Raw genomic sequence first — 14,477 nt, 5'->3', positions numbered from 1 at the left:
CGTGCGAGGACGAGCGGAACGACGGCGGCGGCCATGACGAGGAGCATTGTGCGGTTGGTAACGGGTGCACGGGTGCGCCGGGTGGCGGTCTCGATCGTCGCCGCGGGGACGGCCGTGGTGCTGGGGACGGGTACCGCGATCGCGGCACCACCCAGATCGCTGAACTGTGAGTTCCAGGCGGAGGAGCTGAGCGATGCGCTGGAGATCGCTCAGGAGTGCGACATCGACGTGCGGGTCGTCGGCAAGACGACCCCGTGGTCGACCACGGTCGCTCACGACGACGGCTCGGTCGTCGTGGAGACGAGCACGCGGGCGCAGCGCGCCCCGGCGTCGGCGGTGACCGGAGGACCCTCCGGTGACTGGACGTCCTTGAACACGAAGGTCGTGGACGGCGCTCCTGACGACGGGCGAGTCGAGGTCGCCGCGGGCGTCTACCACATGTCCTTCTCCGACGGCTCCACCCCGGCCCAGCCGCTGGCTCGGGTGCTCATGAAGGGCCGCTACGAGCTGGTCTACGACGCGCCGTTCGACCTTCCCGCGCCGAGCATCGACGGTGACCGCCTGACCTATGCCGACGTCGCCGGCAAGGGTGTCGATCTGGTGGTCACGGTCACCGAGGACGGCACGGGATTCGTCCCGACGCTGCGTATCGCCGACGCCGCGGCCGCCCAACGGGCCGCGAGGGAACTGGACCTCGATGCGCTGAGGTTCGACGTGACCACGTCACCAGGGCTGACTGTCCTGGCCGCCGGTGACGGTGGCTTCGTGGTCTCCGACCCGTTCGGGCAGCGACTGCTCTCCCTGGCGGCACCCGCCGCCTGGGACACTTCTGCCGCCGACGTCGTCGGCGCCGCTGACTCCAGCGCCGGTGCCCCCGGCGGCGAGCTGTCCGGCCTTGCGCGCCCGGATGTCATGACGGTCGGTGAGTGGGAACAGGTCACCGGCGTCGATGCCTCCGCGCTGGACGACCCGGAGGAACGGCTGGACGGCCCGCTGCTGGGCGACCAGCGGGAGCGCCTGGCCGCGACCCTGTCACCGGTCGTCGATCCCGCGACGACGACCGACGGTCAGAGCGACTCGTCCGCCGGTGGGTTCGGGACGACTGAAGCCGCCGGCTCGGCGGGAGCGTTGACCGTCGGGGGTACCGCGGTGACCTCGACCGGGTTCGGTGCCGCGGAAGGACCTACCAGCTCTGCCCTGGTCGTCGACGCGGACACCTCTGAGATGGATGCGGTGGCGTATCCGCTCATGATCACGCCGGGCACCCCGACCGCGGCCGTCGAGCGGATCGCGGTGCGGGCGGGCGAGCCGATCGATCCGGAGCTCGCCACCGTGGCGGGGTACATGTTCGAGAGCCCGGCGCCTGTCGGCTACTGCGACAGCGCGACGAACACCGCGTGCGGCGAGACGTCCGGTGCCTCTCGTCTGGCCTGGCAGTTCACCGGCCTGGACGAGGTCGGCCTGACCGACGCCGATCAGGTCAGCGCCGCGTCGCTGAAGGTCACCGGAGTCGACTCGGCATCCTGTACGCCGACGGGCCTAGAGGCGTGGCGTATCGGTCAGTTCGGTCCCACCTCGACGTTCGAGGACCTGGACGAGCGGTGGACAGGCGACACCGATCCCGGCGAGCGGATCACCACCACGACCGTCGCGCACAAGGACGGGTGCACGAGCGCACTGCCCCGCACGATCAGTCTGAACGTGCTGACGGCCGCGAAGTACCTGGCGAGCACAGACGCGGGAGTGCTGACCCTCGGACTCAAGGCCACCGACGAGGTCAGCATGGCCGCGGGCTGGAAGACGTACGGGCCGGATGCCACCCTCACGGTGCAGTACGTGCCCGCGGGGGAGACCGCGACCGGTGAGGGCGCCGATCTGAAGGCACGCCAGGACAACCGCGCCGACGCCACCGACGACGTCGAGGTCGTCCCGTCGCCCGAACCGGTCGACCCCGTGTCGCCGACGCCCTCACCCGAACCGTCCGTCGAGCCGGATCCGACGCCGCAGGCCGCGGCGCCCGACGCCGCCGCCACGACCGCGCCCGTGCCTGAGACCCTGACGCCGGTCGATGGGCTGGGCGGCCTGGACCTGTCGATCGGTGCGGCGGCCGGCGTCACCTCGCCCGATCAGGTCGATCTGGAGGTCGCCGACCAGGCGGAGGCGGACGCGCTGGGTCTGACCGGCGTGCTGCTCGACGTCACCGACGTGTCGACCACCTCGGCCCAGCAGGTGCGGTCGGCGGCCGCAGCGGCTGTCGAGGACGAGCCGGCCACCACGAGCCTGCAGGTCCAGGTGGACTACGGCGAGTTCGCCGACCTGGGCGGGGGAGCGGACTGGGGATCCCGCCTCGGTCTCGTCCGCATCCCTGCGTGCGCCTCGACCACGCCCGAGGCGGAGGAGTGCCAGCCGGTCGAGGTCGACGGCGTGCTCAACGACACCGACGCCGGCACGATCACCGGAACCCTGCAGATCGCGACGGCCGCCACGGCCGCCGCAGCCGAGCAGGCCGCGACCGAGCTCGAGGCCGCGACCGACGCCACCGACGAGGCCAGGACCGCCGTGCGCGACGCCGACGAGGCCCTGGCCACGCTCCAGGCCGCTGAGAGCGAAGATGTCGCGCAGCCCTCCGCTTCTCCGACTCCGTCGATGTCGCCGTCGGCCTCGGTGTCCGCGGAGCAGGACGGCGGCACGCCGCACGAGGAAGCACGCGCCGACGACGCCACGGTGGTCGCGGAAGCCGAAGAAGCTGCCGCGGAAGCGCAGGACGAGCTTGACGAGGCCCGGGCCACGGTGCGCGCTGCCCGGACCACCGTCCAGGCGCTGGCCGGGACCACCACACAGGCCGGATCGGGTGACAAGTTCGCGGTCACCGCGCGTTCCGCCTCTGCAGCAGGTGACTGGAAGGCCACGCCCCTGTCCGCGTCGTCGTCCTGGACGGTCTCAGGGGCGACGGGCTCGCTGGGCTGGTCGTACCCGGTCGGCGTGCCGACGCCGGGCACCGGGCCGGCGCCCAAGCTCACGCTGGGCTACTCCTCGTCCGCGCTCGACGGGCGCATCTCCGGCGCGAACAACCAGTCCTCGTGGATCGGCGCGGGCTGGGACCTGAGCTCCGGTTTCGTGGAGCGCAAGTACACCACCTGCACCCAGGACACGGACCCGGTCAGCGGTGCCGACCCGAACAACACCAGTCGCAAGACCGGTGACCTGTGCTGGGACACCGACAACGCGTACCTGGTGTTCAACGGCAGCTCGACCGAGCTCGTCAAGGACGACGTCGCCGCCACCTCCGAGGTGGAGTGGCGTCCGAAGGCCGACGACGGCACCGTCGTGGCCCAGTACGGCCCGCGCACGGCCGGGGAGTGGTGGCGGGTGTCGACCACCGACGGGACCGTGTACGACTTCGGCCGTCAGGCGAACGGGCAGAAGAGCCGCTGGACGGTGCCGGTCTACGGCAACCACGCCGGTGAACCGGGCCACGCGAGTGCCTTCAAGGACTCCCAGGTGACGCTGGGCTGGCGGTGGATGCTCGACCACGTGGTCGACACCTCCGACAACACGATGACCTACGGGTATGCGACCGAGACGAACCGGTACGGCTCCAACGCCAACACCGGCGACACGTCGCAGTACGTCCGCGGAGGCACCCTGGACTGGATCGAGTACGGAACCACGGCGTCCACCGAGAGTGCACCGCCGTACCGTGTCGAGTTCCACACCGCCGAACGTTGCCTCGGGACAGCGGCCAACCCGTGCCCGGACACGTGGACCAAGTCGACGGCGAGCCGGTGGCACGACACGCCGACCGACCTGCGCTGCACCTCGACCACGTCGTGCCAGTTCGTGCAGTCGCCGGTGTTCTACTCCACCAAGCGCCTGACCAGCATCACGGCGCATGTGCGCAACCCCGCGACAGGGACCCTGGCCAAGGTCTCGACCTGGTCCTTGGAGCACGGCTGGCGTGACCCGGGCGACGGCACCGGGCGTGTCCTGTGGCTGCGTTCCATCCAGCACACGGGGCACGCGGTGGCCGGCGCGCCGGGGCTCGTGGGCGACGACATCACGGCCCCCAAGGTGACCTTCGTCGGTGAGCAGTTCCCCGGCCGGGTGAACGACACCGCCACGGACGGGTACCCCGCGATGAAGCAGGTGCGCCTCACCAGCGTCACGACCGAGACCGGTGGCGGGCTGCACATCACGTACCGCGACCGGGAGTGCACGGGGAGCAACATTCCCCGGACCGCCGACGGCACCGTCAAGGTACCCGGCAGCCAGGGCGAGCACACGCTGGCCTGCCAGGCGGTCAAGTGGCACCCGTCCGGGGTCGAGAACCCGCGGGTGGACTACGTGCACACCTACCTGGTCGACACCGTCGTCCAGTCCGCCTCACCGCAAGGAGCGGCCGGGTTCTCCCCGGACGTGACCACGTCGTACGACTACGCGGGCGGCGCGGCCTGGACCAAGGTGGACGACGCCCTGGTGGCGAAGAAGTACCGCACGTACAGCGTGTTCCGCGGCTACGAGACGGTCACATCGACACTGGGCACCGGCGCCGACCGGCAGGTGACGACGACGCGGTACCTCCGTGGAGTCGACGGGGTGGTGGAGTCCGTCGACGGCAGCCTGACCAGCGACACCGTGACCGACCACGAGCTCCTGGCGGGTACGCCGCTGGTCACGACGACCTATTCCGACCAGACCGGCCAGAACGTCCTGTCCAAGAAGGCGAGCCTGCCCACCGTTCGTGAGACCGGGCGGTACACACCGGCGCCGGGGGAGCAGCCGATCGTCGCCGGCCAGGTCGCATCGGCCGACGTCTGGAGCGGTACGTTCACGAACGCCGGCAACCTGGCGTACAAGACGCGCGTGATCACGACCTATGGGGACAAGGGAGAGGTCGTCACCTCCGACGACCGTGGTCAGGCCGGAACAGAGGACACCACCATCAGCGGTGCGCCGATGGGCTCGGACGACACGTGCACCCGTAACCGGTACCTGAGCGGTGCGAGCAACCTCCTCGTCCAGGTCGAGACCGTCATGGTCAAGGGAGCGTGTCCTGCTGACGGCACCCCGGAAGCGGCAACAGTGATCTCTGCGTCCCGAACCAGCTATGACGGGCAGGCATGGAACACCGCACCGGTACGAGGGCGGCCGACGACGGTCACACCCCTGGCCGCCGACCGAGGCGCGGGCTGGGCATTTCCGGAGAGTGGTGCCACGACCACGGCGTACGACAGCAAGGGGCGGGTGACCGCCGTGACCGATCCGCTCGGGCGGACGACCGGAACTGCGTATATCGAGTCGGGCGGAATCGTCACCGCGACGACGACCACCAGCGCGGACCCTGATGGTGCTGGGGACGGAAACGCCGACGGGTACGACCTCAGCTCGCACCAGGTGCGTACCGAGCTCTCGCCGTTCACCGGACAGATCGTCACCAGCACCGACGCCGCGGGCAAGGTGACCACGGCGACCTACGACGCCCTCGGACGCAGCAAGGCGGTTTGGTTCCCCGACCGGAGCAAGGCCGGTGGCCAGTCCTCGTCCGTCAGCTACGACTACGTCGTGTCGCGTTCCGGCGTGAACGCCGTCAAGACGTCGACCCTCGGCGCGGACGAATCGCGCCGACACGCCTCGACCGGGATCTTCGACGGTCTGCTCCGGCAGATCCAGACGCAGACCGAGTCGTTGGACGGACACCACACAGGCGCCGACGTGGCCCGGGTCGTGGTCTCCACCCTCTACGACACTGCTGGGCGCGCGTGGCAGACCTCGGGCGGCATGGTCGCTCCTGGCAGCCCTGCGATGGGGCTGGTCACGGCCCGCAACGGTGCCCACCAGGCGCCGTCGTACACGCAGGTCACCTACGACGGCGCAGGGCGGGCGACGTCCGAGCGGTTCTACATCGGCAACCCCACCAACCCCGAGTACCTGCGGTGGCGGACGACGACGGCGTACAACGCCCACCTCACCACGGTGGTACCGCCCGACGGCGCGACCCCGACCCGCACGATCAACGACGCCAAGGGACGCACGATCGAGCTGCGTGAGTATCTGCGAGACCCGCGCAAGAACGCCGCGGCCGACACTCCGGCAGAGGTCGAGGACCTGGAGTACCAGGGCACGACGTACACCTACAACGCTGCCGGTCTCCTCACGGTCGTGACAGATCCGGACGCCAACGAGTGGACCTACGCGTACGACCGGCACGGACGGCAGACCGCTGCTGTCGACCCGGACGCAGGCGCGACGTCCACGAAGTACGACGCGGCCGGGCAGGTCACGTCCACGACCAACGGCGCCGGTCAGACGCTGACGTACGGCTACGACAACCTCGGCCGCAAGGTCTCCCAGACCGGCGGCACGGGTACGGTCACGTGGTTCTACGACCGCCTTCACACAGCCGTCGACGCCGACAAGACGGCCGTGAAGGGGCAGCTGACCGCAACGGTCCGGACCATCAGTGGCAAGGCCTACACCACTGCGGCGACCGGGTACACGGTCAAGGCGGGTGCGTATCTGCCCACCGGCAGTGAAACCACCTTGCCGACGGACACCGCACTCGGTCACCTGTCGGCCAAGTCGTGGACCACCAGCTGGACCTACACCGCTGACGGCCAGGTCGCGACGCAGACGTTGCCCGCGGTGACCGGCCCGAACGGCACGAGCGTGCTCAACCGCGAGGAGGTCACCACCCACTACGACGCCGCGTCATTGCCGGAGTGGATGGGTGGCGGGTTCGGCTGGGGCACCTACGTCGCCGACTCGCGGCGTGACGCCTGGGGCCGCCAGGGCTTCCTCGACCTCGGCAACACCTATGGCACCGTGGTGTCGTACCTGTGGGAGGAGGGCACCAACCGCCTCACCAACCTCCGGCTCGACCGCGAACGCATCGGCGGTACCGAGCTCGACCTGCGGTACACCTACGACCAGGCCGGGAACATCACCAGCATCACGGATGACCCGACGGCGGTCGGCCGTGCCACCGACAAGCAGTGCTTCCGCTACGACGCCCTACGACGGCTGAGCGAGGCGTGGACCCCGGCCGACGGCAGGTGCGGTGTGCTTCCGTCCGTGAAGTCGGGCGCCACCGCACTCGGTGGGGCGGCTCCCTACTGGGCCTCCTGGCAGCACGACGAGCTCGGGAACCGGATCTCCGAGCGGCTGGTCCTGGGCAACGCGTCGACTGCACGTGGCTCCGCCGTCGTGCAGAGCACCGGGTACGACTACGGCCGTGACGCCAACGGTGACGGTGACCTGACCGACACAGGCGACGTCGGCCCGCACGCGGTGGCCTCGACCACCACGACGGGCACCAACGAGCGCGCGACGACGACGTACACCTACGACGACGCCGGCCGGACCACCGGGTGGGACACCACCGAGGGGCTGACGCGCACCCAGCAGACTCTCACGTGGGATCCGGAGAGCGAGCTGACCAGGGCTCAGGCCACCTCGACCACGGACGTGGAGGACCCGGACACCGGTGTCGTCACGCCGGGTGCCGCGCGGACCAGCCGGACCTCGAACATCTGGGGCGGCGACGGCGAGCGGCTGATCCGGACCTCCGAGCCGGACACCGCGATCTCCGGCGACGAGAGCGTGACGGTGTACCTGGCCGGTGGCCAGGAGATCACGTGGCATCCCGGGACCAGCACGGTCACGGCGCAGCGGTACTACTCGTTCGCTGGGCAGACGATCGCGACGCGCGACGGCAACGGGTTGGGTGCGGTGACGTCGCTGATCACCGATCCGCACGGTACGCCGGTCGCTTCCGTGCACAACACCAGGTGGACGACGACGTCGGTGGCCAAGCACTACACGCTGCCGTTCGGACAGGTGCGCGGTGGTCGGGCGATGCCAACCGACAGGGTGTTCCTGGGTAAGACGCGGGATGTGGAGTCTGGGCTGACCTTGATCGGGGCTCGGTGGTACGGCGAGACGCAGGGGCGGTTCCTGACTGTTGATCCGGTGATGGATCTGGCGGATCCGCAGCAGTGGAATGCTTACGCGTACGCTGGCAACAACCCCGTCACCTACACAGACCCCACCGGGTTGCGCGAGTACGCCAACAGCGACCCGCGCGAGGACACGCAGGAGCAGATCCACACCGCGGTTCAGCATTCGAGTGGGGGCGGCGGCTTCAGCCCGGATGAATACGCCGACCCGGTGGACGACTCGCATGCTGATCCATCGGATCTCTCGCTCTATGACGCATCGGTACAGAACGGCTCGGTATCGCCGCTGCTCCCGCAATGGATCACCAAGGAGTGGTGGGTCGATCGGATCTTCACTGACACGATCAACTTCGGTGTCGACACGTACCACGCCTTCCAGGATCCGATCCTGTTCTACCAATACTGGGGAAGTCCGCAGGAATGGCTCAAGCAGGCGACGCTCGAGGTTGCCAGCGTTGCCATTGGTGCTGGCACCGGAAAACTAGCCATCACCGGTGTGAAGGTGCTGACCAAGTCACTCGTACGAACCACAAGACCCGCTGGGGCCGTCGCAAACACCGCGGCACGAGTCTGCTCGTTCACCGGGGCCACGCTGGTCTTGATGGCTGACGGATCCAAGAAGCCCATCGAAGCGATCGAGGCCGGCGACTTCGTGATCGCGTCCGATCCCGAGACGGGTGAGCAGGGGGCACGCGAGGTCACGCAAGTCTTCGTGCATGAGGACACCGTGACCGACCTCGCGTTCGACGACGGTTCTGTGCTCAGCACGACTGAGAATCACCCGTTCTGGTCTGTCACGGACGCCCAATTCCAGCGCGCCGATGAGTTGGCTGCCGGCGAGCAGGTGCTGACCGAGGACGGAAGTGCCCTCACGGTGGGCGGCCTGCAGTATGCGACGTCGCGCTCAGCGCGGGCCTATAATCTGTCAGTCGCTGGTGTCCACACCTATCACGTCGGTGCGCTCGGAATTCTTGTCCACAACACCTGCCCAATCGGGCCGGTCGCGGGCCCTGCGCGAAGCACGGATCAAATCCTTGATCGGTGGCGCACCCTCCCTAAGGGGGAGCAAAAGCATGTCAGGACTGTTGAGACCACATCGGAGATGCGCGAGTTGTTCGATACCTGGGTTGTTGGCGGCGAACGACTCGCCCCCCGAGCGGGTGGATCAATTCCTGATGTCTACAAGATGCCCGATGGGTCTGTGATCCAGTGGCGGAAGACATCCGACTCGGGCGGCGAGACGATCGAGATCGTGACCGGGAGCGGCAAACCTCGAAAGGTGCACCTGCCGTGGCGGAAGTGATCAATGCTTTGCTGTCAGCCGGTCTTCGCGACTGGGTCATGCTGGACGAGGTGACCTGGGAGGTTATGGAGGGTGATCTCTCTGCGGAGAACCAGGCCAAGACGCTCGCGGTTCTGGGGCGCCTCTACGCTGATGGTCTGATGGTCCCGGGAGACTTGACGGCGCGCGGCTTCGAAGACTGGGTCGGTGGGCCTGCGGAGTGGCTGATCCGGTCAGAACGCGAGCTTGTGCTCTTTGGTTGGAAGCCAATGGGGGCGGGCTTCTACTTGCGCCTGACCGAGCTCGGCAAACGGAGGGCGAGAGAGGCTCAAGACGAGTGAAGGTACTCGCTGGGGCGTAGGCACAACCTCGCGGCCTCTCGTGGCGCGGGTTGTCGTCTGGATCGTTGTTCTTCACCCGGCCCGTGTAGCGCCTCATGCTGCAGTCCGGAGTTCGTCCCTGCCAGCCGTTGCGCTCAATGCTGGCCGGACAGGACGCTTCGAGCTTCGCCAGAGGGTGAGTTCAAATCGGTGGATAACCCAAGTGAGGTGCTTGAGTCCCCAGTGTGAGCGGATGGGTGGAGCGTCATGTCGTAATCCCAGGCCCCTCGCGGCGGTCGACCCGATTCTGAGAGATTCAGTTGCGAAGGCAGCCTGCGCTGATGCCGAGCATGTAAGCGGTGCGTTTGAACAGATCATGCCGAAGACACGTGCCCGGAACTCGGGCGGGTAGGGCGAGGTATCCTCGATGCAATTCATTCCCGCCTCGACGCAGGACCAAATCTAGAAACCAGCCCGTAGGGCATGTCACGGGTGTCGAACGGTGCAATGAAGTCCTCGTGTGAGTGTGCGCTGGCAGGGTCATTGTGTGTAGCGTCGGCAGAACTCTTGCAACGCCCCCTCCGTTATCACCTCCAGCAGTTCTCGGTACCGCCCCGCCGCCTCCTCAGTCCGGTTCGTCCGGAAGGCGAGGTCGGCCAGGGCAAGGCTCGCGTCGCGGGCGGCGTACGGCGGGCCGTCCGCCACTAGGTCCTCCAGCTCCCGTTCAATCCGGTCGAGGCCGGGAACAACGCCTCGCGTCGACCGGTCGGGTGACTCGGCGTGTGTGGCCCGGGCCGCCAGGGAAGCAGCCGTATCCGAACGGCCTGATCGGGTCAGGACCACCCGCCCCAACACCACCAACCTCGCCACCCGCACAGCAGGCGAAGCCCACACCTCCACCAGCCCGTCATACAGCTGCACCAGCCGACCCCAGTCCGTCTCCTCCGCCGACCGCGCCGTCGCATGCACGCCGGAAATAGCAGCCTCCAGCGTGAACCGTCCCGGCCTCCCCGGCGTCCGAGAAACTGCCGCCGAGGCATCGTCCAGCCCCGCCACCAGCAATTGCCGGTCCCACAGGCCCCGGTCCACCTCGTCCAGCGGCAGCGCCACACCGTCCCGCACCCGCCCCGGGCGTCGCGCCAGCCCGAGCCGGCACACCGCTCGCAGTCCCAGTACCTCGGGGTCGGCCGGGTACTGAGCCACCAGCGCCTCGGCGAGCGTCAGCGCGTCCCGAGCCGGGTCCTGCGTCGCGTCCGCGGGTTCCAGCTCGAAGCGCTGGCCCACGGTGAACAGGCCGGCCACGCACGCGAGCACCACCGGCAGCCGGGCGTCCCGTGCCGCGCCCTCGGGCACCGCGAACTCGCCGCGGGCGCGGGCCAGCGCCGCCTTGGCACGAGTGAGGCGGGCCGCCGCCGTCGCGTCGGCGATGCCGAGGTGGCCGGCGATCTGTTGGATCGTGAGGCCGCAGACCACGCGCATCGCCAGGACCAGCTGGGCGCCCGGTGCGATCGCGTCGTCGCAGGCGACGAAGAGCAGGGCCAGGCGGTCGTCCAGCTCGGAGCCCGGTTCCGGGGGCACGTGCACGGGGGCCACCTCCGGCCGGGCGAGCTGGGGCTGGATCCGGGTGAACACCGCCTGGTGGCGCACGGCGTCGAGCCAGGACCGGCGGCCCACCTGGACGCACCAGCCGACGAGGTCGGTGATGGTGTCGTCGGGCTGGGCTGCCGCGCGGGCGAACGCCTCCGCGGCGTACTCCTCGCCGTGGTCCAGGCTGCGGGTGGTCACCGCGAGCGACCGCACCACCTGGGGCCAGGCGGTGCGGAACGCCGCGGGGTCGATCGCCATGGGAGGGTCAGGAGCCGAAGCGCATGACCTTGCGCCACTCGACCACGTTGCCGCTCGGGACGAGGGCCGCGATCTTGCGCGCCGTGGCCTCGTCGCACTCGACCTCGTAGAAGCCGGTGATCACCTCGTTGGTGTCGGTGAACGGCGCGTCCGTGTACACGGGCTCGGCGCCGTCCTTCCCGGGCACCACCCAGCCGCCGTACCTGGCGTTCTGCAGGGCGTCGCTCCCGGTGATCTTCACGCCGAGCTCGGCCACCGCCTCGGCGAAACGCTGGTGCGCCGCCATCTCGGGGTCGTCGCGACGGTCCGCCCCCTGGAGGTTCTCCGGGAGGAAGGCGTCCGAGTCCCAGTCGTTCTCGCGGATCAGGAAGATCCAGGTGTCGGTCATGTCGAGCTCCTCTTTCGCTGGATGGTGACACGTCTTGGACGTGCGAGCGACGCAGGAATCGACACCCCCGACGAAACTGGTCAGCCGATCACCGCGACCGGCACCGAGATGGGCGTGCCGGAGCCGTCGCGACGCTCGTCCACCTCGGGCAGCTCGACCGGCTGGCCGCCGGCGCCGAGCGCCCGCGGGGGAGTGGCACCCACCCAGGCCATGATGAGCCCGTCCTCGCCCTTGAGCAGACGCTGCGACCGCACACCGCCGGTCGCGCGCCCCTTGCCCGGGTACAGGGCGAACGGCGTGACCTTGCCCGCGCCCGGCTCGATCCCCGGGAGCGCGTCGCCGGCGCCCGCGATCGTCACCACGCTGGCCTCCACGCCGGCCGGGACGGCACCGAAGAACACCACCTGCTGGCCCTCGCCGAGCTTGATGCCCGCCATGCCGCCCGCGGCGCGGCCCTGCGGCCGGACGGCGGACGCCGGGAAGTGCAGCAGCGAGGAGTCGCTGGCCACGAAGACCAGCTCGTCGTCGTCCGCCACCACCGCGGCGCCGACCACGGAGTCGCCGTCCTTGAGTGCGATCACGGGCCACTCGTCGCCCTTGGCCGGGGCGTCGGACGGCGCGATCCGCTTGACGACGCCCTGCGCCGTGCCCAGCGCCACGGTCGGCGCGTCGGCGCCGAGCCCCGTCACCGCCCGCACCGTCTCGCCGCGCTCCAGCTCCACGAGCTCGCTGACCGGGATGCCGCCCGACAGCGACGGCGCGCCGTCGGTGGGCGGGAGCGACGGCAGGTCGAGCACGGAGATCCGGAGCATCCGGCCGGCCGACGTCACCAGGCCCACGAACCCGCGTGTCGTCGCGGACGCGTCGCCCCGCAGGGCGTCGTGCGCGGCGCGGTTGCCGTCGCGCGGCACCGGCACGTCGTCGGGGAGCCGCGCCAGGAGACCTGTCGCCGACAGCACCACGCGCGTGGGCTGGTCCTTGATCTGCAGGTCCAGCGGGTCCGCGGGGGCGCGGCGGCCGCTCGTCTGCGGCGCCGCCACGGAACCGACCGACCCGCCCGCGGCGTCGAGCAGCACCGTGCGGCGCGGCGTGCCGTACGTCTTGGCCACCTCGCCCATCTCGGTGCTCACCAGGCGGCGCAGCAGCTTCTCGTCGCCGAGGATCTGCTCCAGCTCGGCGATCTCGCGGCGCAGCTCCTCGGCCTCCTTCTCCAGCTCGATGCGCGAGAACTTGGTCAGCCGGCGCAGCTGCAGGTCGAGGATGTAGGACGCCTGCGGCTCGGACAGGTCGAAGATCTCGCGCAGGCGGTCGCGCGCGATGGCGGCGTCGTCGGACGAGCGGATCACCTGGATGACCTCGTCGATGTCGACGATGGCGATGAGCAGGCCGTCCACCAGGTGCAGGCGCTCCAGGCGCTTGTCGAGGCGGTGCTGCGACCGGCGGCGGACCACCAGGATGCGGTGGTCCACCCACACGCGCAGCATCTCGACCAGTCCCAGCGTGCGGGGCTGCCCGTCGACCAGGGCCACGTTGTTGATGCCGAAGGAGTCCTCCAGCGGCGTCACGCGGTAGAGCTGCTCCAGCACGGCGTCCGGGTCGAAGCCCGTCTTGACCTCGATGACCAGGCGCAGCCCGTGCGTGCGGTCGGTGAGGTCCTGCACGTTGGAGACGCCCTGGATGCGCTTGGCCTTCACGCCGTCGGCGATCTTCTCGATCACCTTCTCCGGGCCCACGAGGTAGGGCAGCTCGGTGACGACGATGCCCTTGCGGCGCGGCGTCACGTTCTCGATGCGCGCCGTGGCCCGCGTGCGGAAGGTGCCGCGGCCGGTGCGGTACGCGTCGCGCACGCCCTCCAGCCCGACGATCTTGCCGCCCGTGGGCAGGTCCGGGCCCGGCACGAACCGCTGCAGGTCCTCCAGGGTGGCCTCGGGGTTCTTGATCAGGTGCTGCGCCGCGGAGACGACCTCGACGAGGTTGTGCGGCGCCATGTTCGTCGCCATGCCGACCGCGATGCCGGAGGCGCCGTTGACCAGCAGGTTCGGGATCGCCGCCGGCAGCACCTCCGGCTGGGTCAGCTTGTTGTCGTAGTTCGGGACGAAGTCCACGACGTTCTCGTCCAGGCCCGTGGTCATCGCCATCGACGGCGCCGCCAGCCGCGCCTCGGTGTACCGGGGGGCGGCGGGGCCGTCGTCGAGCGAGCCGAAGTTGCCGTGCCCGTCCACGAGCGGCAGCCGCAGCGAGAAGTCCTGTGCGAGGCGCACCAGCGCGTCGTAGATGGGGGCGTCACCGTGCGGGTGCAGCTTTCCCATGACCTCGCCGACCACGCGCGAGGACTTCACGTGCGCGCGGTCGGGCCGCAGCCCCATGTCCGACATCATGTAGAGGATGCGGCGCTGCACCGGCTTGAGGCCGTCGCGCGCGTCCGGGAGGGCACGCGAGTAGATGACGGAGTAGGCGTACTCGAGGAACGAGGTCTCCATCTCCGAGGCGACGTCGATGTCCACGACCTTCTCGTGGATCTCGCTCTCGTCGAGCGGCTGCGACGGCTTGCGCGCCATGGTTCGTGGGACTCCTGCACTCTGGGGCGGACGGGACAGGCAAACGGTACCCCGCGCCACCCACACTCCAGCCCGTCACACACCGACACCAGATCTCGCCGCACTCACCACGGGGCGTGTGCACATCGG

5 protein-coding genes are annotated in these 14,477 nt (G+C 69.6%); 2 read left to right on the top strand and 3 right to left on the bottom strand.

Features of this window, described 5'->3' with window-relative positions:
• The first annotated feature begins 33 nt into the window (after window positions 1-33).
• Both ACIG47_RS09140 and ACIG47_RS09135 read left to right on the top strand, forming a co-directional pair.
• Window positions 34-9,258 (top strand): polymorphic toxin-type HINT domain-containing protein, encoded by a 9,225-nt coding sequence (locus tag ACIG47_RS09140; RefSeq protein ID WP_397430523.1) that lies wholly within the window; start codon window positions 34-36, stop codon window positions 9,256-9,258.
• Window positions 9,246-9,578 carry a hypothetical protein gene (locus tag ACIG47_RS09135; RefSeq protein WP_397430522.1) on the top strand — a complete coding sequence of 111 codons (333 nt, stop codon included), beginning with the start codon at window positions 9,246-9,248 and terminating at the stop codon, window positions 9,576-9,578. Before ACIG47_RS09140 ends, ACIG47_RS09135 begins: the two co-directional genes overlap by 13 nt.
• A 519-nt stretch (window positions 9,579-10,097) precedes the next feature.
• Here ACIG47_RS09135 and ACIG47_RS09130 read toward each other — a convergent pair.
• The 3 genes from ACIG47_RS09130 to ACIG47_RS09120 all read right to left on the bottom strand — a co-directional run bounded on the left by ACIG47_RS09130 (window position 10,098) and on the right by ACIG47_RS09120 (window position 14,348).
• Window positions 10,098-11,402: a DUF6596 domain-containing protein gene (locus tag ACIG47_RS09130; RefSeq protein ID WP_397430521.1), complete on the bottom strand. Its 1,305-nt coding sequence runs from the start codon at window positions 11,400-11,402 to the stop codon at window positions 10,098-10,100.
• Window positions 11,403-11,409: 7 nt separating this feature from the next.
• On the bottom strand, window positions 11,410-11,790 hold the full coding sequence (locus ACIG47_RS09125; protein WP_397430520.1) for a YciI family protein: 381 nt from the start codon (window positions 11,788-11,790) through the stop codon (window positions 11,410-11,412).
• Window positions 11,791-11,870: 80 nt separating this feature from the next.
• Window positions 11,871-14,348 (bottom strand): DNA topoisomerase (ATP-hydrolyzing) subunit A, encoded by a 2,478-nt coding sequence (locus tag ACIG47_RS09120; protein WP_397430519.1) that lies wholly within the window; start codon window positions 14,346-14,348, stop codon window positions 11,871-11,873.
• Window positions 14,349-14,477: the final 129 nt, after the last annotated feature.

This window comes from Promicromonospora sp. NPDC052451 (assembly GCF_044547525.1).
Classification (GTDB): Bacteria; Actinomycetota; Actinomycetes; order Actinomycetales; family Cellulomonadaceae; genus Promicromonospora.
This window is presented reverse-complemented; position numbering and strand designations above follow the sequence as displayed.

Coding starts and splice junctions, on each gene's coding strand:
- ACIG47_RS09120 (WP_397430519.1), bottom strand. CDS start 14,348: ATGGCGCGCAAGCCGTCGCAGCCGCTCGACGAGAGCGAGATCCACGAG.
- ACIG47_RS09130 (WP_397430521.1), bottom strand. CDS start 11,402: ATGGCGATCGACCCCGCGGCGTTCCGCACCGCCTGGCCCCAGGTGGTG.
- ACIG47_RS09125 (WP_397430520.1), bottom strand. CDS start 11,790: ATGACCGACACCTGGATCTTCCTGATCCGCGAGAACGACTGGGACTCG.
- ACIG47_RS09140 (WP_397430523.1), top strand. CDS start 34: ATGACGAGGAGCATTGTGCGGTTGGTAACGGGTGCACGGGTGCGCCGG.